Here is a 20,703-nt window from a genome sequence, read left to right as displayed (position 1 = left end):
TTCAGGAAGACCCCTCTTCCCAATCTTCGATGCGACGAGGCCAGTCTGACTTCAAGAGTCGCGACAACGATCGGTCCGCGAGAACTTTGCCTTTGGTCTGACACGTCGCGCAATAATTCGTTTCGTTGTCGGCATAGACAATCCGCTGAACGGGAGAACCGCACACCGGGCACGGCTCTCCAAACTTTCCATGGACAGCCATTTCGCGATGAAATGCAGTGACTTTCTTCGGGAATCCCCCTTTGGCCTTTTTACGCAATCGCGACGTCCATTCGGTCATCACTTCCTGAGTCGCTGAGTACAGCCTTTCAACCTCTTCAGGAGTCAGTTTCTGTGTGTGCTGAATCGGAGAAAGCCCCGCACGATGGAGAATTTCATCGGAGTAGGCATTTCCGATTCCGCTAAAGAGCATCGGGCTGGTCAATTGCCGCTTGAGAGTCCGGTTGGTCAGTTGAAGCGATTGTTGAAACTCTTCCAGAGTCGCTGTCAGTACATCAATTCCGCCGGGATCGAGATCTTCCAAATCGGCCGATGTCACGACATGCAGCGACGCACGGTTCTTCGAGCCTGCTTCGGTGAGAATGAGCGTTCCGGTCGTGAATTCTAACTGAGCCAATCCATAGCGCTTCGAAAACTGGTCGCCCTCTGCCTTCCATTGAAAACGTCCTGCGATCATCAAATGGAAGACGTACCAGACATCATTGTCGAATCCGATCGCGACTCGTTTTCCGAGCCTTCGCAACTCGGTCACGCGATGCTCAAGGACCGCATCAACGGGAGGATCAAAGGTCCGCAGCAAGAACGGACTGATGATTCGAGCCCGAACTAGATTGGCCCCGACAATTCGACTCTGAAGGGCTTCGAGATAGATCGAAATGTCGGGCAGTTCCGGCATGGATTGAAGCCAGTCGCTCCAGAAGCTCAAAGGATGTTGACATCCCATTCAACCTCCCCAGCGACAAACTTTCAACTGCGTCGATCCCTGTTGCCACTTCGTCTATGCCGTCGGGGACTGAGTCGCCGCAGGTCTCCAAACCACAATCTTCACGATTCCGGCAACGACGAACATAATGAAACCGACGGCCTCAAAGTCTCCGGGAAGAAACAGCAGTGCCAGTGCACCGAGAATCATCGCGAGGCTACTGAGAAATTGGGTGGCCCGATCATCAGCGATGGCGTCGCGCACTTTCTTGAACAACCACATCCCAAAGATCAAAACGCCAAAGCACCAGCCCACTCCCCACAGGAATCGGTTTGATTCGGCGGGTTGAACGCTCAGCGTAAGGACTGGACTTCCCCCCGGTTTCGAGAAGGAAATCGTTTGACGATGCTTCGGCAGTCCCATCTCGACACTCAGCCCACCCACGGAAGTCCAAGGTTGCGTCGCTGCGGGAACGGCAAGTCCGCTCGCATCTCCGAATTGACCGGGAGCTTCTTCTGCGATCGCTCCAAAAGCAGACAAGCTGTTGGTATCAAATGTAAGCGAATCGCTTGGCTGTTGCTGGACCGACTCGCCTCCTGCATAACCCAAATCGTACCGCCTCGTACGTCCCAACGCATCTTGATAATGTCGCTGCGCATCTTGCTGCTGAAGCTCAATTTCCGATTGCAGATTGTCCGTGAGTCCTGAAACGCCGAAGCCTCCCCCACCAACACCACCGCCGCGGGGTTGACTCTCCTCCGAGCTTCCCGGTGAAGCTAGTCCCATTCCAGACATTCTTCCGGATCCGGAAACAATCAGTTGTTGTGACGACAACCTGGACTTCAACCTCGATCGCGACGCTGATTCTTGCGCGGTGTCGTCAAATTTCTTCCGATTAAGTTCTTCGCCCTCGATCTGTAGAAAGTTGAAGTTCTGGGTTTTGCTTTCATCCGAGAAAACAATTCCATTCGCCGAGTTGTTCGCCAGCAACTCTCCATTGTTGACGATGATGAAATCGCGATTGTTCCCGAATCCCGCGTCTAATGGAGTAACGCTGATGTCTCCTTGAGATGCCTTCTCCACTTCTTTTTGCAGGAACTGATTGTCGCGGATGAGCTCTTCGAGCAACTCAACTTGATCACTGCCGCTTGAAGAATTCGCAAGATAATTATCATTCACTTGCTCAAGCGTCAGGCTTAATGTTTTGAGATTATTCTGGGCCTGCACCCGGCGCGAGCGACTGACCTGCTGGTCTGAAACGATCCGTGACATTTCTGAGATGTCCGCCTGAAGCCGGTCGAGTGTTTGCTTTTCAGCGGCAAGCCAGGCGTCCTCGGCATGGGGAGTCAGATTGGTATCTTTCACTGCCGACATGACTCGCGCCTTGAGTTCGTCAGGCAAGTGAACCGTCCACAGCGTCTGAGTGACAGGCATCCCGAACTCTTCGGATTCCTTCTGCGACAGGACTTTCGGAGCGGGAAGCGAAAGCGACTCTCCCATCACGTCAAAGTCATCCGCGTTGGTTCCCGGAAGTCGTCCCGCCAATAATACTCGGACATCGAATGCAAGATCGACGGCGCTTGTTTGCGGCAATGCGATGAGATGGATCGTGCGTCCATCGAGATCCGTTGTCACAGTTCGAGAGGGCTTGTTCCGTACAAAGACCGAGAGGATTCGCGACCCTTCTGGAATGTCGAGAGCAAGAAACTGACGTCCTCGATTGCGCACAGCATAATTCGCCTGCATCCTCCAGCTTCGATCGAGTTCCAGGACGGTTTCCAGATGCGCCCCCAAAACAACGGCTTTCGCAGCCCCTGTTCCATCCATGCGCTGAATCTTCCAGGTCGGAATTTTGTCATCTCGCACCTGTGTGATTTCAACAGCCTGTTTCAAAAGGTTGTCGTGAATTCGGAAAGGAAGACGTCCAGCAGGCACGAGTTCGAACTGATCGAGATCCTCGGCAACGAGCTGATCGTGCGAGAGATTGACCAGGAACGCAAATTGTTGCTGCACGGTGAGTCGTTCGTACTCCCCACCCGGTTTGAGCGACTCAAAAACGATGCGAGGCGTGCGGACGATGAGGTCATCCGGATGAGGATTGGTCGCAACAATCGTGAGCATGTACTGATCAATCACCGGATCAATCAGAGAAACCGTCCAGCGCGTTCGGCCGTCTTCCAGTTCTTCACTCGTAATCTGTCGAATCGTCGGGCCGTTCATTTCCACGTTTTGCAGCCATGACGGAGTTGTAAAGACAAACTGATCCGCCGCAGCCTGAGAGATGTTCCACCGAAGAGTCATTCCGTAGTCAATGGTTGCTTCTCCAACAGCAATCAAGGTGACGGAGTCTCCGGTCAATTTCGCAGTCGCTGCCCGAATTTGAAGGATGACATTTTCTGGATTCGTCACCATCGTCGAGAACGCGAACTGCACGGGATCCGGATCCAGATTTCGGTAGCTTCCGGAGAGTTCGCCCGGTCGAATTGATCTCCACCCGCCGGGCTGTGCCATGGACGCCTGATATCCTTCGTCCAGCCAAATCCCAAGCGTTGCGGATTGACTGTTGATTCCTGCAGGTCGCGGCAACAGCACTTCGAGCCGAGTCTGACCCGGACTTTTCGGGAGATGTCCTTCAATGCCCGCTTCGACAGTTCCCACTCGAGGCTGAGGAAATTCAATCGTGAGCATCCTTCGTCCATTGGATTGATGGACATACCAGTCCGAACTCTCCGCACAGATCACACTCATGGGGAGATAATCCTCAGGGATTTCGATATCCAGTCGCCGTTGAGGTGCCCCTGTGAGAGTCCAGACAATTCGCGTTGCGACGAGCGTTCTTCGTCGCGCAATGTGAACTCCGTACTCGATCGTCGTTTTCGAATCGGCCTCCTGCCGACGAATTGTCAGCTGAAGGTCAAACGGTCGAACAGACGTCCGATAGGCCAACTGCAATGTTCCCGATGTCTCGCGCGGAGCGACAACCGGTGAGAATCGAGACACGTCGGTTTGCAACAGTCCCTCGACGGAATCAACACGCACCTTCAAATGATCCGGCACAAAGACAGCAAGTTGAACGGTCTCTCGCAGGACTCCGAGCGGTGCCAGAGTTGGCAACGTAACAGTGGTCCCCGACTCATCCACTTCCTGCTTTTTGAAGAGATCGACAAAGAGATTCGTATCAGCCGTGATACCTCTTCTGAAGAAAACGCGAAGCTGAGCCCCTTCGTCATCCGTTGCGTCAATCATATCCCAACCGCCGAGATCGTTACCGCCGACATCACGGACAGCCACGCCTTCAGGCAGAGAAAATGAGATTTCGTTCAGCGTTCCCTGTCGGACTCGAACCCGAAAGCTGTGACTTACATCGAAACCAACATCTCGAAAACTGGCTGCAATCGCGGTCTCGACTTGAACTGTCCGATCCTGACCGTCGATTTGAGATTCGGGGAACCATGTGATTGAGCGAGTGCCACCTCGATCACAAGCGATTTCGATGCGTGTTTTGTCGTCTTCGGTCGTGCGTCGATATGACCGTTGCTGCCCATCGACCTGAACGCGAGTCTCTCCCTCAGCTTCCGGAAGTTCAAAAATCAGATTCGCCGCTCCGACGGGAGACAGCTTCAGTTGGAACTGACCGACAAGTCCATTCACGGCCGCCGGTGAAACCAGTGTTCCGTCGACAATGTGAATGCCTCGGCCAAGGAGCCTGACTTCTGTGGACTGGTCCCAGCCAGCGAGCACTGGAGCCGGTTCGCCATCGATACTGATCGAAGAAATGGCGACTCCCTGAATCGGCAGCTTCACCAGAATGGGTTGATCCGTGAGAACGGAAACCACCCAGCGTGCCTGAATCGAGATCTTCGGATCATCCCCCGAATCATTCAGAGTCGCGAAATAGGTTGCTTCAGAAACCGTCGAATCGATCGGTCCGTCTTCAGATACAGCATTTGGAGCGTTTGCCGATTCCCAAAGCTGTTTGTACAGAGCATGGCTGACGAAAACCCGGTCGGCATTCTTGACATCGCTGATATCAGAATAGGGAATGATGACTGCCGGACCGGACTGTTCACTCGCGACAGTTGCCCCGTCTTGAGCAAACGTCGAATTCCCCGCGAAGACAACCGCAGCGGCGACAATCAGCCCCGCTGCCTGTTTCGTGAGCGGAACTCTCAAATTCCAACACCACTGAACGATGCCTCGGAGAACCCAACCGGCCATCGACAGGAGTCCGCCCCAGACGACACCTTCAAGGAGAAGTTCCCAAAGCATCGGAACAACTTCGATAAGTGCCACGGGAACCACGAGCGTCAGAAAGATCCAGAATGCACGAGTCGCTGGCTGTGTGCGTCGAAGCCACCAGCCGAGGAGTGCGATCCCCAAAGCGACCGACCAAACGAGAACGCGCCCGGTGGTCCGATTGGCGAATCTCACTCGGAGATCAACGTCGCTGGCCGCTGTGCCGTTGCCCTGGTAGGTGAATCGCTCCGTGCGGGAATCTTCGGGTACTTCCAGTTGAAAAGTCATCGACAACAGTCCGCCTGTGGAAAATCGACCACGTTGCGCGCGAGCGCGGGAACGCTCTCTCACTTCGGCTTCTCCGAAGTTCGATTGAGATGCCGATTCTTCCTCCGGAATTGCTTGGACTGCGAGACTTTGATTTGGCTGTTGAATGATCGTTGCAGGAACCGGTTGATCTGACGGCGGCGCTGTCGGTGGAAGTCCTTGTGGCTGTACAAAATCGTTCTGCCGATATCCGCCGGCATAGTCAAACATTTGCTCAGCGCCATCCATGTCCATGTCGCTGAGTCCCAATAGATTGTCCCGACCGAACTCAGCTCCACCACTCGCGGGTTGTCCTGCTTTCATTTCTGCTTCAGCTTCCTCCGACTCGAATTGGACGATTCCCTCCGCAGCAGATGGCTCAATAAATTCTGCATCAGATGTGGCGAAGTACGTACTGGCGACGCTCGCTTCACGAGCAGGACGTGACAGCAAACTGAAATAGAGCAGTGGAGAGATCACACAAATCAAAACCCCGAGCAGAACAAGTGTCCGCCACATTGAGAATCCAGCCGGTTCTTTCTTCGCGGAGTGACGTTGCCACCGGACTCGCCACCATCCGATCAACAGCAGGATCAGCCCCGTCACAAGCAGAGCAATCCCTTTCCCGACAGCATCGGAAGCTCGAGGCAGACGGAGAAGAGATCGAAACTCGTGAAACAAACCAGCCTGTGCAATTTGCTCTTTCGGAAGAAAATCCCCTTCACTTCCGATGACCATTGTCTCGTGAGGAAGATGGAGCACCCAGTCCTGTTTGAGAATCTCAACAGGTTGAAGCTCGCCACTTCCGTCCAGAACGGCAATTGTGGGAGCAACCGCTGACAGCTCACCGATTGTGGCCAACGATTGAGAATTCGTTGAGTACAACACTCGCAACTGATGCTTCTTGAGTGGATCGAGATTCGAGACAGGAACTTCAACTCCGTGCCTCGAACGCCGTACTTCAACGGGAACGCCGTCAATCAGCATCGACCACAATTCTGCTCCCGTCTGAGGAACAACAACCAGCGACTGCGCCCCGACTGCGGTGAAGGTCCATGTGACCTGATGCTGAAACTGTCCAGCTTTGCTGATCACACTTTCAAGTTGTGCGACGTGGCCGACGACTGTCGGAACCGCGCTGCGTTCAAACTCGTCTTGTGTGACGGTCAAATTCCAACCCGGATGAACATACTGAAAACCGGCAATCACACGCTCGTCCGGATGATAGAGCGCCGCTGGAAAATCGACCGGATCAACGACGACGAGCGGTTGTCCGGCCTGGTCGACTGCTTCAACTCGAACAAATTCCTCCAGTCCTCCTTCAACCGCCACGTGCCCGCTGACGATTGAGAAATCAGGAAACAGCATTTGCGCCGGCTGAAACGGCGTCACTTCCGAATCACGAGGAAGAATGACATCCGTGCTCAAACGATACTGGCCTTTGAGAAATCGATCGAAACGCAGTGTCCAGGTTCGGAATCCATCCGCGACCTCCCCGGGAATTTGCTCCACGAGTCGCCCGGCATTGGGAAACACTGCCTGTTGCTGTCGCTGAATTTTAATGTCCGGCGCGAGCGAGAATCGAAGCGAATCTCCGGCCGACTCCGAAACCTGAATGGTCAATTCCTGAACGCCTCCTCCCGAAAGCAACAACACAGCTTCCAGTCGCGTGAAGATCTGTTCATCGTCGACACGAAAGAACGTCAGCGTCTCAACGGTCACGTTTTTCGGTTTCCGCTCGATTTCGAGTTCACCCTCAAATGTGGTGTCCTGATAGGTGAATCCCAACTTGACACTCTTGTTGAGGACCGCGACTTTCTCGTTGAGGACTTGAAGATCGCTTTGACCGGCAGGATCGAGTCCGGTGACATCCTGAGGAGTTAACGTCAACTCGTCGCTTGCTGTCATTCCGTAAAGTGCTTCCACCATTGCTGCTTGTGGTAGTCGAATTTCCGGAATGGAAATACGCTGCAATTGCGTGCGAAGCGGCCATCCGTCCGGCACTCTGCGTGACTGCATGAGCACATCACGAGTCTCACCGGGAGCGAGCGGAGTGGCCAGAGGAATGCGGATTTCGTTGATTCCAGCTTGATTGGAAACAGTGTTCCAATCGGAATCGGCCCCGTTGACTTGGACCATTTCGACTTCCCAGTCGGATGGAATGAGCAATCGAACATCGAACAGCGGAACGACTTTTGTTTCCAGACTGACGCTCGTAAAGAGTTTCAATTCCGAAGTTCCAACGTCCAATACATTGGTCATCGCCGCTTGAACTTCCTGCTGTTTCAAGTTCGTCAGAAACTGCAACGTGAAGCTTTCGTCCCAGACAAGATATTCGACGCGAGAGATTTCTCCATTGACCGGCGGAGATGGAAGAGCTTCTGCTTCCGCTGCTCGAACGCCTGCTGCTTGAAGAACCTGAAGCCTGAGACTGGACGGATAATCCACCGTCACGGAGCCAGAATGTGAAGTCAGTCCCGAGATCTTCAGCGTCGGAGCGGTCCATGGCTGAGACGGCTGAAACGACTGGATGCCGCGAAAATTCAGCGTTCTGCGGGAACTGATTCCCTGTCGGTAATTCAACGTGATGCGAGTTTGAGAGGCATCGTCAGGATCGTCGGAGAGTTCCCACGACTCCAGTCCGTTCGAATCAATCCCCGTGATTTCTAACGTGTTCGGAACGGAACAAACCAACTTCTCAATCTCTTGCCCGAAGACCTGCAACTCGGTTTGCGCGGACCAACTGAGTTCGCTCGGGAATAGACGAATGGCCATCGCTGTGTTCGCGAATGTCAGAACTTCCCCTCTTGTCTCTTTCTGCCGATCCGTGATCGTCATACTCAATTCCTGCTGTCCGCCGATCGGAATCGAATATGTGGCCGGCTCTTCCAGTGAAGTCGGACGGTCGACGGATGACTGATCCAGTTCCAATCGTATTCCGGCCGGGAGAGAAAGTTGAAAGACGCCCGAACTGGCTTCCACCAGACTGACTTTCACTGCTTGATCGCTGCCCGCTGACTGCAAAGGACTCGACACGCTCAGCTTCAATACGTGCTCGCCGGGCTCATCAACAAAGACTCGCAGCGTGTTCTGTTGATCGCCATCGCGGGCAATCGTTGCGGGCCCGTCATCGATCGTGGCCTTTTCGATATTCCAGCCAGTGATATTCAGACGAGATTCCATCCACTTGCGATCGAACGTTCGGAGAGTGATAACGACTTCGCCCACCAAGCGATGTTCGTCGATCTGAACCGAATAATCGGCGTTGGAAACGACGTGTCCCCGCGGAGCGGATTCGTCGAATTGATTGTCTTCCTTCGCGGACTTCACAAGTTCTTCAAACTCATCTTCACTCATCACGACACCTTGTTTGTCGTGACGGAGAATCGAAGAAAGCTCTTCCTGAGGAACATAGATCCTCTTGATTTCATCGAGTTGCTGCCCGGTGAAATTTGATTTCGAATCAGGCTGCGCGAAGAGACTCTGCGAGAGAGACGACGCAACAAGCACGCCCAACATCATCATTGCGAGATTGTTGAATCTCAATTTCAGGGGCCGAATCATCGAACGACTTGCATCGTGGAAAAACTGGAAACTCATAACAACACCTCAGTTCAGACAGCAGAAAAACGTCCACCGCAAGTCGTGCTAGTTAGTGTCTTGCCGCTCCGCTGTCGGCGGCGATGAGCCAGAAGAATCGGTGTTGATTGGAGACGCTGTCGTCGCAGATGCTCCAGCCGTTGCGAAGGTCGATTGGACCCCGCGAATGAGTTGGAAGATCCAATTAATGATCCACAATCCGATGAGGAGCATCATCCCAAATCGGGCAGCGTAAAGTCCTTGACTGAGGGCGTGGCTATCAGAGATTCCGTAAAGCGCCGCCGCGAAGAGCGCGATCAGCAGCATTCCGAGTTTGTTTTCCCAACTCGTTTTCAACAGCAACCAACCGATCACACCCACTGCGAGACTGACGATCAGCGTCATGACGACCTGATTCCACCACCGGACGGTGACACTCTTCGCACCCCCGAGATTGCTGTAAACGTATGGCACGCGACCATCCGTCGGAAATTGTGCAACGCTCACCGGGCAGGTATGTCCATCGCTGACCCAATTCTCGAGTCCGCCCACTTGTCGATCGGCTGTCTCCCCGATCAGCACATCGCCTGCCCGATGACGTGTTTGCAGATGAAAATCTTCAGGATCGCCGACAAGTGCATATTTCTCGGGAACCCAGATCGCAACCTTCAGCTCCTGCACAACCGCCGAGTCTCCGCGTCCGATCACCGGTAACGGAAGGAGCATTTCGCCTCGCCCAAAAGCACTTTCCCCGAGCGCGGGATGCAGCTTCCACAAGAACTGGAACGTCAGAAGGAAGTCTTCATCCGACGAATCCGTTCTCGCAACATTGACCCAGAACGGAGTCAGGTTTTCACCGACGGAATCCGAAGCGGGAACATCTGCGATTTCAAGAGACACTTCACGTTCATTCAAGAACGTCCCGAGAACCTCAAGGTCGACGGGAAGATAAACAAGGAGACGCTGACGTTCCGTTGTCTTGACGAGATACCGGCAACGATACGTTCCTTCGAAGTCTTCACCGGTCACGATCTCGACCAATCCGCGCGGCACAATTGTTGAGACCACTTCCTGAATTTCATGGCGTGATTGAGAAACTTCAACGCTCGGTCGATCGTCAGCATCGGAGCGAAAATAGCGGAAAGCCAACGTGCCCGACTGCGGGAGTCGCGTGAGTTCGCGGAGATCGATTTGCTCGAGTCCCCCACCGGTTCCACTGGCTGCAATCGAAAGAGACCGCTCTTTGTCGATGACAACCTCTCCCTGCGATTGCGTCAGCGTCGTTGTCGGTTCTCCGTCGCTGTCAATCAGCCCGAGTGGCCGAGTCAGCTGAATTGTCGTCGTCAACTCTGCGGAGCTCTCGGAATCTGATTCCGAATCAGCCTCTTCCTCCTCAGCTTCTGGCTGATCGATATCGTAAGAAATGATGAATCGTTGAAGTCCGATGACGTCGCGCTGAGTAATGATTGTCCAGGGAACCCATCCATCGACTGGGTCGCCCGATGTTCTCTGCTGAATCGGAGAGGACTGTTGATCGCCCCCGGCTGTTTCGATTTGAATGGAATCCGAAATCGCTTCCGGAACTTCGAAACGAAACGTATTCAGGCCTGAGTATTCAACCAGGTAATCCAATTGGGTTCGAACCTGAGTCAATTCGTCCTGAACAGAAATTGTCGTCCCGACGAATGCGGACAATCGTGTTGGTTTTCGTTCGGTTCTGACGGGAATCACAGCTGGCCGACGAGTAAAACTCCATGCCGAATTCAATCGAACACCGTTCTTAACTTCGGTCGATGTCGGAACCGGCTGAACTCCTTCCAACTGGTCGGTCTCGGTAATGACTTCGATCGCCGGACGGGCGAAAACCTGAATCGTCCCCGTTTCTCTTTCGACTCCGAGCGGTTCAATGAGCGGAAGTGTCTCGCCGTCTCCCGAATCGGTCAGGTCACGGTGGCTTCGAATCTCGACCGGGAATTCTCCGAGCGTTCGTTCCAGTAGTGTGACGGTCAACAGTCGCCCTTCTTCAGTGACGTTGAACTCTTTCAGCCGCGGAGAGATGACATCGTCAATCTGTAGTTTTTCCGGAAGACGCAATTTTAACTCGAAGACTCCCATTCGTTCGACGGAATAGTTCAGCGAGTTGGAAACCTCAAGTTCATCGTCCTGAAACGTCAGAACCATCCGGTGCCCGACAATCAGTCGCGGTTCAACAGGCTTGGCGTTCACAGTCAATGAAAAGTCCGGAGAGTAGAATTTGTAAGTCAGGGCATTCGAGCCTGCGAGTTTTTCATCGACAGCAGATGGCTCGATGCGCACGACACCCTGCTGCTCCAATACCGTTAAGCTGATGTCCGAAGCATGACGAACCGCGATTTGTCCGCTTTCTCGAACGACATCCATCGCATGGATCCCCTCCGCAGGTTGCCCTTCCTTCCACCCGGCGATATTGAAGTCGGCAGCATCGAGTTTGCGTTCTGTGTGGAGTTCGAGATTCAGCCCCTTCCCAATCGCCGAAAGAAACTCAACGTCGACGATCTGCTCTCCGTCCTGTTCGACCACCTGCCAGTTTTTGATTCGACTCGAAGCTGTCACGTCCAGAATTCGATGCGAAGCGGGCACCACAACTCGGCCTCCCTCCATCGTTCCGCGGAGGATTTCATACTTCAGATAAGCATCGGTATGAATCAGACCGTCTTCGATCGTCACCAGCGTTTGATTCTCAACACTCGCCAGCAGATTCATCTCCGGCTGCAAGCTCGCTTCCGGGTGCCACTGAATGCGGATCGAGTTCGTCGCTCCAACATTCACTTGCATTCTCGTTGTGCCGTCGGCAGCTTCGTCTCCTCCGCCTGCCACTTCGACGATCTGCGGAGTGACTTCAATCGCCTGACCTTCTCGCGGAACGGTGACATCGAGGGTCGTCACAGCCACTGGAGGAGTCTGAAAGGAAATCTCCTGTCCGTCGGGAGACTGTTTCACGCGGACGGCGAGGTCGATCGACACATTCTTCTCACCCGGTGTTTGAAAGAGCAACGCATACTGTCCGTTGCCGACGCCGCGGAGCAACACATCATCCCCAGCGACTCGCCCGACGGCCGCAGCTCCGAACTGAACCGGCAGCTCGACCCAACCATCTTTCAACACATTCACCCGCAAGTCTGCGCGGACGCGAGCGATTTCCCCGTCGATCGTCACCGTATAGCCAATCTGAGAAAGAACAGCGTCCGGTGATTCTGTTTTCTGTTGGGATGCCTTCCAGGCTGCCATCATTTTCTCGTATTCCGAGAACGGCAGGATGACGTTCGAATCGGGATTCCCGAACGCGCTTTCGAAGTCTTTGAACGGAATGTAGATGATCCGCTCACCGCTCTCGCTCAAAACCTCTACGGGAGCGATCTCGTCCGCAGCTGTCTCATCCGCCAGAACTTCTGGCGAGTCACCAGCGACTTCATCCGGGCTTTCTTCCTGTGAAAACCCCGGCGATGCGAGTGCGACAAACGAACAAAGAAAAGCGATGAAAAAACGCGAGCGTGCAGTTTTTTTCATGAGAAATGCCTAGTCGACTGGGTCACTGCGACGTGAGTTTGCGGAATCCAATTTCGCAAACTGCAGAAACTGCGCAAAGCAGGTTCCACAGAGGAAGGTTAGAGATTTTGACGCCAATAGCAGCCGTCCGTCTTCATCTTTTCAGTATCTTTTACTGAATTTTGACAAACTCCTCTGCACGGGAAGAGCACAACAGACAGACAGCAACACCTGAGCAGAGGCGAAGATTCGCTCGAAGCGAACAATCAAACATCAGCAAGAAACAAAGACGGGACCCCCGGGATTCGAAAATCTGACCGGTGAATTTGCCCCGCAGAATACGGACGATCCGCAAAGACCGTCTCTCAGAATACACGCTCAGAACGCTCGAACAGATCATTCCGAATCTTGTGAAACGATTCGATCTCACAAGTGATCGTCGGGTCGTCAGCAGCTCTCGAGCGAGTTCGAAAGCAATTTCTGTTTTGACTTGCACTCACTCGCACGAGCAAACTCAGCTTTTTCCCTGATGAAAAAGCTCAAGCGAGCACACAGGAAAGAGCAACTTGCTCTATGCGGCGTGCGAATCTTGAGCGGGGCGTTTCGGTCCGATGGACTTCGTCTCTCCCCCTTTGCGAGCTTTAAGATCGAACAGCCCGAAGATCTCACCCGCATTCATACTGAGTGAGTGATTTTCGTTGTCCCCGTCACCCAGAACGCGATGAAACAGCTCTCGCTTCTGTTGCAGGACTTTATCGATTCGCTCCTCGATTGTGTCTTTGCAGATGAACTTGCTCACGATGATCTGCGACGCTGTTGCCCCAATTCGATGGGCTCGGTTAATCGCCTGATCTTCAACAGCAGGATTCCACCAGCGATCGTACAGGAACACGTACCCGGCAAACTGCAGATTCAACCCAACCGCGCCGGTTCCGTAACTCATGAGAATCAGATGAGAGTTCGGATCGTGCTTGAACTGATCGAGAATCGGTTCCCGATCTTTGGTTGGAATTCCTCCATGATACTTCAGGCAACCGAACTGTTTGGTTTTGCCTTCGAGCCAGTCGAGTGTTTTCGTCCACTGGCTGAAGAGAATCGCTTTTCCGCCGGAAGCAGCGATCTCTTCCATGTCGGCAACAAGTCGATCCGCTTTACAGGACTCCCCCGTGAACGGGTCGACGTTGCAGATTTGTTTCAGTCGCAAGACCAGTTCGAAGACATGCTGAATCGTGATCGATTCGCCGAGTCCATCGAGCTGAATGACGCCTTCGTTCTCCGCGACTTTGTAGGCATATTCCTGTTCCGGCGCCAGTTCAATGACTTCATCGCGATCAATGCGCGGCGGTAAGTCTTTCGCGACGAGATCCTTCGTTCTCCGGAGGATGTACTCCTCACTCAGTTGAGACAGTTGTCGGATATCGGGAGACGCATGAGCGGGAACGACGTTCATGAACTGGAACAGAGAGATCATCTCTTCAGCCCGGTTCTCAATCGGTGTTCCGGTCAAACAGACGCTTCTCTTTCGCGGAATGGAATGAATCGTCTGGGCAGTCACCGACTCTCGATTCTTGATTCGCTGCGCTTCATCGAGCACGACAAGATCAAACATCGGATGGTCATCCGGGTGCATTGCCTGAAAGTCACGCACGACGAGTTCGTAGTTCGCGAGAAGGACAGTTGATCCGGGCATTTGCCAGATCATCTTTCTACGGTTGGCATCCCCTTCGATGGCAGTCACTGGAATTTCTTCGGCCCACAATTTGAACTCCCGCTGCCAGTTCGGGATGAGTGGTTTCGGGCAGACCATCAGCACTCGTCGAACTTGTCCAGACCGCAAGAGCAGACGGACTGCTGTGATCATCTGCATCGTCTTCCCGAGGCCCATTTCATCGGCGAGAAGAGCGGACTCCTGCGAAAAGAGCCACGCGATCCCTTCATACTGATAGGGAAATGGCTCGAAGGGCATAATGAGTTCCTGCCCTCGCAACCAGGACTCCAGCGGAGGTTGAAGCACGTAGAACAAGCGATCCTGAATCGACAGCGCATCGCTGGGCGGTTTGATCCGCGTTGATTTACGCGGTGCTCCGGACGGCTTCTTTTCCGGCTTGCGAGGAGCTTCGATACTGACCAGTTCTTCCGACTCTTTTTCGACCGGCTTCAAAAACTCGATCGCATCGGGGAACTGCAAACCAAAGACGTTGACCTTCGGCCAGAACGGCTTCCATCGCGGAACGAACCCGACAGGCGTCGTCAGAGACTGTGTTCCCACTCCGACTTGAGGAGCGCGTTTGAGCGCTCCATTCATCCCGGTGATCACCACGTTGGGCGAGCGCATTCCCACTTCGGACATTGACGTTTGCGGGACGTCGATCGAAAGCGGAAGCGCGTGACTCAACGTGGGAGAGTCGATGTGAGACTCTCTGTCACGAGATGTTTCCGGATGAAATTCGGGTGCGTTCTGAGAATCAGGCAACAGTTTGGACCTTGACTGTTTCGTTCAATGCTTCGCGGACACGTTCGAGCGGCTCTTCCAGATCCGCATCTCCACTGATCAGACGAGCTCGCTCGCGAATCTGATCGACGTCTTCCGGAAAATCCGGATTGAAGCGGACGGACTGATTTCCGATTTGAACCCGATCTTCGTCCGGGAGATCCCGACAGTCTTCAGGAAGCAGATAGACAACCGGTGCTTTCTGATGGCTTCGCAGCTCCATCAGTTCGTCCTGTTGAACAACAATCAGATCGGGGTGAACAGAGATTCGTTCACAAAGCGTTTTCCCGATCAGTTCCCCAAACAGAAACGGCTTGAGCGAGTTCCCGTAAAGAATTTCCTGGGTGCGGTTGGCTTTGACCGGGGTCGTACACTGAAATTCCAGCGGCCTGCCGCGATGGTTGGTCACAAGCAGACCCCCAACGAATCCGAGATTCGTCTCTGCTACCCACAGAAATCCCAAATGGAATCGGTCTTGATCCGTCTTCGCCGCCATCGCCACTCCGTCGACTTTCTCGGTCTTTGAGAGGGGTTCGTCCTTCGCCCTCTGCTCTTGGACAAATCGTCCAGAATTGCGGAGAACTTGAGCCTGACAGCAACGAACTCTCCCGTCCCTCCAGAAGTCGCAACCCGCCACTGACGTTTCATCGTAACGCATTGATCAATCAAGACTTATCAATCAATCAGACAGCTGTTGGCCGCTTCGCCTCACTCCCGGGTGATTCGTCAACTTGAGGGAAACTGGAAGCCATTGCGAGAATTTTTCGAAACGGACTTCACGATCCCGGACAAGAAAACCGGGAGAGGATAAGCACGAAACGTCAATGCGAGCGGCAGAAAGCTATGGATTCGCTCGGCAACACACGCGCATTAAGGAAGCACAGTGTGTGCATTAAAGTGAGTGCATTAAAGCGGGCGTATTAAGTTGACGGACTACTCTTCGGACTTGTTGAGTGTCGACAGGGCCTCAGGAACAGTATCGAAGTAAGGCCAGAGCTTGAAAAGGCTCATATTTTGCAGAACTTTCAACATTTGATCGTTCGCTGCGCAGAAACAGCCCTTCCCTCCGCGCATCCGAGTTTCTCGCAGCATTGAAACGAGCGATCCAATGAATTCTGACCCGAAATACTCAAGCTCCGAGAGATTCAGCACTAGATATTTGGCATTCTTTCGCGAGATTTCACCACGAATCGTATTCGCTTCCTGATGAATATCCTGATAGCGGAAAGAGCTGACTTCCCCACTCGGTGTGACAACGAGCGCATCGCCATTCTTTTCGACTCGGAAAATATTTAGATGTTGCATCGTTGCCATATCGACTGAAAAGTAGAACCGATCTGATTCTACCTATCCTTTTGACGTTCTTGAATCTTGAAACGCCGCCATTCCACAGATTGGCGATTTCTTATTGGATTCTCTTCCTCAAGATCAATGACTTCTTCAATTTAGGCTGACTTTATGCGCGCCGCAAAGAAGAAGCCCCGATCAAACTGGAGTTGAAGTTGCCCCAATCATAGCGTGTCATCGACGTATCGAGATCCTCCTCTTTGAGGGCGTCGTCGAAATTCGGATTCCACGGTTTGCCAATCAGTTTTTAGGGATTATTCCGAATTTGACGTTCAAGCTCTTCAATGCTCGTCACAGGTTCCTGACACGTCTGCCCCTCGCATAAGTACGCAGTCGTTGCACCGTTGCGAGTTTCCTTATCACCGATGACAGAGGAAATAATTTTCGATTCCGTGAACTGGTCTTTCCGGAGAATCGTGGTTCTGGGGAGAAACTGGCTGCGAGTCCAGTCTCCCAATTTCGAAGCTCCTTTCTCGTCTTCAGACTCAACGAGAACAAGCTGCCGACTCGGCCCCACCACGAGATCGAGGGCGATGAGTGCTTGTCCCACCGCCTGCGGACGATCTGCCAATAATTCTCCGAATGATTCCAGCGTATTAATCGCTCGCTCCATCAAATCGGAACGACCTGTCAGCTGGCCAAGCTTGACGAGCGCCGTCGCTGCCATTCCGTTTCCGCTGGGAACGGCGTTGTCCTGAACCTCTTTTGTTCTTGCAATCAGTTTTTCATGATCGTTGTCGGTAAAGAAGAAGCCACCCTGCTCCGGATCCCAGAACTCCGCGATCATAACATCTGCAAGCTCGAGGCTTTCTTCAAGATACTGATCCGATCCAGTCGCTCGAAACAATTCCACCAGCCCATCAATGAGGCAGGCATAATCATCGAGATATCCACGAAACCGAGATCGCCCGTCTTTGTAGCTAAGAAGCAGTTCTTTCCCACTCCCTTTCATGTGAAGCTGAAAGAAGTCGGCCGCTGCCTGAGCAGCGCTGAGGTATTTCGGTTCATTCAAAGCCACACCCGCTTGCGCAAATGCGGAGATCATCATTCCGTTCCAGGCTGTCAGAACTTTTTCATCGCGTGCCGGAGCAGTTCGCCTGGACCGAGCTTCGAACAAAATCGACCGCGAACGGTCGAGGCTTTCCGCGAGTTCTTTGACATCGACCTTAAGCTCTTCCGCAACCTGATCGAGAGGCTTCGGTCGATTTAAGATGGAATGTCCCTCCCAGTTGCCGTTTTGAGAGACATCGTAAACGGCACTGAAGATTTCTGACTCGCGTTCTCCGAGGAGTTGCCGCACTTCGTCCAAGCTCCAAACGAAGAACCGCCCCTCTTCCCCTTCCGTATCTGCATCCTGAGTGCTGTAAAACCCTCCCAGCTCACTGGTCATTTCCCGCAAGACATAGTCGAGAGTCTCTCGGACACATCTCTCGTATTCCTGATCCCCGGTAACTTGCCAGGCTTCCAGGTAAACAGGAACGAGTAACGCATTGTCATAAAGCATCTTTTCGAAATGCGGTGCGAGCCAGTATGCGTCCGTCGAATAGCGATGAAAACCGCCTCCGAGTTGATCATAGATCCCACCGTTTAACATCTTCTTGAGAGTCAATTGAATGACATCCAGCACGTCTTCATCCAACACATCTCCATTGTGAAACCGTTCCCAGCCACGCAGAAGGAATCGAAGATCCATTGGATGCGGAAACTTCGGGGCTCCTCCGAATCCACCATGCTTGCGGTCAGCAATCCGCAACAATCCCTCAACGGCAGCTTTGAGTGTTTCCTCTCCAAGCTTCGCAGACTGAAAGACAGGTGCGGCCATATCCTGAATAGCTTCGGAAAGCTGATTGGCACTTGTCTCGACTTCGTCTTTCTTATTCTGCCAATAGTCCCGCAGCTTCACCAGAATATCTCGAAATCCGGGCATGCCCATTCGAGAGACAGGCGGCCAGTAAGTGCCTCCATAAAACGGGCGTCCATCAGGAGTCATAAAGACCGACATCGGCCATCCGCCGCGTCGAGTGATCAGTTGGACGGCTGTCATGTAAATCTGATCAACATCCGGCCGTTCTTCCCGATCGACTTTGATCGAAACGAAGGACTCGTTGAGAATCGCAGCGATCTCTTCGTTTTCGAAGCTTTCATGCTCCATCACATGGCACCAGTGGCAGGCGCTATAGCCCACGGAGAGAAAAATCGGTCGATCGGTCTCCTCAGCGAGCCGGAATGCTTCTTCTGACCAAGGATACCAGTCGACCGGATTGTGCGCATGCTGCAGAAGATATGGGCTCGTTTCATCGATGAGACGATTTGGGCCTCCGGGAGTCCGTGCTGTCGTGTTGCGGTCACTCATGATGGTCTGCGCAGACTTTCAGATTGGTCGTTGTCGTATTTGGTTGCAGTGCCCACGGTCTTCGAACAAGGCCCACAGGCTCGACGAATCTTCACGTCGAACCTCGTCGTCTCTCTTCAGTGTCACGATCTGAGCGACAACATCAACTCCCGATTGATGCGATCCTCAAGAAAACGGGCTTGATTTCACGACGGAGAGCCATAAAAAGAGAGTGCTGTCACGAAGTTCAGACGATTTAGTCAATCTGAAGGAAATGTCTGGTTTACGGAATCACTGCTTGCAGGGTATTCAAATGATAAATTAAACTGCATCCTTCTCTTCATTCTGAATCATTTCTGATCTCCGGGGGAGATCTCCCTCACATCGCGGACGTTACGGAGCTCCTCTCTGATGCTCAACTATGACTGGGAAAACAGCGTCGCATACTGGGTATGCGCAGCCTCTCATGTCTTTCGAAAGACGCTTGATGCCCGCCTCGCACCCGAGGGAATTACGATCCGTCAGTGGGAAGTCCTCGCTTGGCTTTCCTCACGTGGCTGCGGATCGCAATCGGTCCTCGCGGAGCAGCTCGGAATCGAACCGCACACGTTGGCAGGGATCTTGAATCGAATGGAAAAAGCGGGGCTGTTGGTCCGCCGCCCCTGCGATCAAGACCGAAGAAAGAACACGCTTCATCCCACCGAGAAAGCCTCGGAAGTCTGGAACCGGGCCTCTGAAATCGCTCACGAAATTCGACATCAGGCCATTTCGGGTCTGACGGAGAACCAGTTGCATATGTTCAAGGACATCTGCGAAAAGATGATTCAGAACCTGGACGAAACCGTCTCGTTGGAAGATGAATCGGGATTCGCGATCCCAATTCCGTGCATCGAACAGACGGAAAGCGACTCGCTGAACGACTGACGGGATTTTCGAAGCTCCTTTGCTCCGGTCGGCAGCAACACCGTCAGGAGCTTGGCGTTTCCGTGGAACTCCCCTGTTGAACAAAGTGTTGAATAAAGGCTTCTACCGTTTTCCGGAGAGCATCATCAAAGGAATGTTCCGCCACGAAACCAAGAGCCTCTCTTGCTGAAGCAGTTTCAGCCCAGGAATGTTGTATCTCACCTGACCGGGCAGCTTCGAACTGAGGATCGTCCACTGCGTCCATCAAATGGCTGATTTTCGTCGCCAGTTCGCGAACGGAAATGGATTCCCCGGAAGCGACGTTATAAACCCCTCCCGCAACGTGCGACGGAGCATTCATCGCAGCGATGTTCGCGTTCACGACATCTTCGACATAGACAAAGTCCCGGGTCTGCGATCCGTCTCCAAAAATCGTTGGGCGTTTGCCGTTCAGGATTGCTGTGATAAACAGCGGGATGACTGCCGAATAAGGGCTTCCCGGATCCTGACGAGGGCCGAAGACGTTGAAGTAACGTAGCCGAACAGTCTCAAAGCCATAAGAAGCTGTGAACGCCTGACAGTAAAGTTCCCCCGCGAGTTTAGCCGCAGCATAAGGAGACAATGCTGCCGTGGGCGCATCCTCTCGATGCGGGAGTGCCTCCGATTCTCCGTACGCACTGCTCGACCCGGCGTAAATGAGTCGTTGCACACCCGCCTGACGACTGGCGTCCAATAAGTTCAATGTCCCCGTGGCACACACTTCATGCGTCGCGAGAGGATCTTTCAGACTGACGGGAACAGAAGGAAGTGCCGCTTCGTGAAAGACGTAGCGAACATCTTGAAGCGATTTGTCGAGGAGTTGCCGATCGAGAAGGCTCCCTTCGAACAGTTCAATGTCTTCGGAAACTGGCTGAATGTTTCCCAGCTTCCCAGTGCTGAGGTTGTCAAGAACACGAACCTGACAGCCATTCTCGACCAGTCTCGCGACCAAATGCGACCCGATGAAACCCGCTCCTCCAGTCACCAGACAAATGGGCGTGGCAATGTTTTCCGTCATGTTCT

The 20,703-nt window shown here is 53.2% G+C and carries 9 protein-coding genes; 1 reads left to right on the top strand and 8 read right to left on the bottom strand.

Annotated features, from left to right (window positions below):
- Position 1: 1 nt before the first annotated feature.
- The 7 genes from KOR42_RS01505 to KOR42_RS01475 all read right to left on the bottom strand — a co-directional run bounded on the left by KOR42_RS01505 (position 2) and on the right by KOR42_RS01475 (position 18,759).
- A complete protein-coding gene (locus tag KOR42_RS01505) occupies positions 2–943 on the bottom strand; it encodes a DNA-formamidopyrimidine glycosylase family protein (RefSeq protein ID WP_231740582.1) in 942 nt (313 codons plus the stop codon).
- 54 nt (positions 944–997) lie between these two features.
- The gene (locus tag KOR42_RS01500) at positions 998–9,064 is read right to left on the bottom strand and encodes a hypothetical protein (RefSeq protein ID WP_146506853.1); all 8,067 of its coding nucleotides are present in this window, start codon (positions 9,062–9,064) and stop codon (positions 998–1,000) included.
- A 48-nt stretch (positions 9,065–9,112) separates the two neighbouring features.
- Positions 9,113–12,589 (bottom strand): hypothetical protein, encoded by a 3,477-nt coding sequence (locus KOR42_RS01495; protein ID WP_146506852.1) that lies wholly within the window; start codon positions 12,587–12,589, stop codon positions 9,113–9,115.
- Between the two features lie 550 nt (positions 12,590–13,139).
- Positions 13,140–15,041: a DEAD/DEAH box helicase gene (locus KOR42_RS01490; protein ID WP_231740581.1), complete on the bottom strand. Its 1,902-nt coding sequence runs from the start codon at positions 15,039–15,041 to the stop codon at positions 13,140–13,142.
- Positions 15,034–15,717, bottom strand: coding sequence for a hypothetical protein (locus KOR42_RS01485; RefSeq protein WP_146506851.1), 684 nt, complete (start codon positions 15,715–15,717; stop codon positions 15,034–15,036). The genes KOR42_RS01490 and KOR42_RS01485 overlap by 8 nt, the downstream gene beginning before the upstream one ends.
- Positions 15,718–15,992: 275 nt before the next feature.
- Positions 15,993–16,364: an STAS domain-containing protein gene (locus KOR42_RS01480; protein WP_197440770.1), complete on the bottom strand. Its 372-nt coding sequence runs from the start codon at positions 16,362–16,364 to the stop codon at positions 15,993–15,995.
- Positions 16,365–16,653: 289 nt separating this feature from the next.
- On the bottom strand, positions 16,654–18,759 hold the full coding sequence (locus tag KOR42_RS01475) for a thioredoxin domain-containing protein (RefSeq protein ID WP_146506849.1): 2,106 nt from the start codon (positions 18,757–18,759) through the stop codon (positions 16,654–16,656).
- 390 nt (positions 18,760–19,149) lie between these two features.
- Here KOR42_RS01475 and KOR42_RS01470 point away from each other — a divergent pair, with 390 nt between their 5' ends.
- Positions 19,150–19,662 (top strand): MarR family winged helix-turn-helix transcriptional regulator, encoded by a 513-nt coding sequence (locus tag KOR42_RS01470; RefSeq protein ID WP_146506848.1) that lies wholly within the window; start codon positions 19,150–19,152, stop codon positions 19,660–19,662.
- Between the two features lie 43 nt (positions 19,663–19,705).
- On the opposite strand, the gene KOR42_RS01465 is transcribed toward KOR42_RS01470, so the two are convergent.
- Positions 19,706–20,698, bottom strand: a complete 993-nt coding sequence (locus tag KOR42_RS01465) for an SDR family oxidoreductase (protein ID WP_146506847.1) — start codon at positions 20,696–20,698, stop codon at positions 19,706–19,708.
- Positions 20,699–20,703: the final 5 nt, after the last annotated feature.

Source organism: Thalassoglobus neptunius (genome assembly GCF_007859735.1).
Lineage (GTDB): Bacteria > Planctomycetota > Planctomycetia > Planctomycetales > Planctomycetaceae > Thalassoglobus > Thalassoglobus neptunius.
This window is presented reverse-complemented; position numbering and strand designations above follow the sequence as displayed.

Bases quoted from the DNA above. Each gene is read 5' to 3' on its own strand.
- KOR42_RS01500 (WP_146506853.1), bottom strand. From the start codon at position 9,064: ATGAGTTTCCAGTTTTTCCACGATGCAAGTCGTTCGATGATTCGGCCC.
- KOR42_RS01485 (WP_146506851.1), bottom strand. From the start codon at position 15,717: ATGCGTTACGATGAAACGTCAGTGGCGGGTTGCGACTTCTGGAGGGAC.
- KOR42_RS01470 (WP_146506848.1), top strand. From the start codon at position 19,150: ATGCTCAACTATGACTGGGAAAACAGCGTCGCATACTGGGTATGCGCA.
- KOR42_RS01505 (WP_231740582.1), bottom strand. From the start codon at position 943: ATGGGATGTCAACATCCTTTGAGCTTCTGGAGCGACTGGCTTCAATCC.
- KOR42_RS01465 (WP_146506847.1), bottom strand. From the start codon at position 20,698: ATGACGGAAAACATTGCCACGCCCATTTGTCTGGTGACTGGAGGAGCG.
- KOR42_RS01495 (WP_146506852.1), bottom strand. From the start codon at position 12,589: ATGAAAAAAACTGCACGCTCGCGTTTTTTCATCGCTTTTCTTTGTTCG.
- KOR42_RS01480 (WP_197440770.1), bottom strand. From the start codon at position 16,364: ATGCAACATCTAAATATTTTCCGAGTCGAAAAGAATGGCGATGCGCTC.
- KOR42_RS01475 (WP_146506849.1), bottom strand. From the start codon at position 18,759: ATGAGTGACCGCAACACGACAGCACGGACTCCCGGAGGCCCAAATCGT.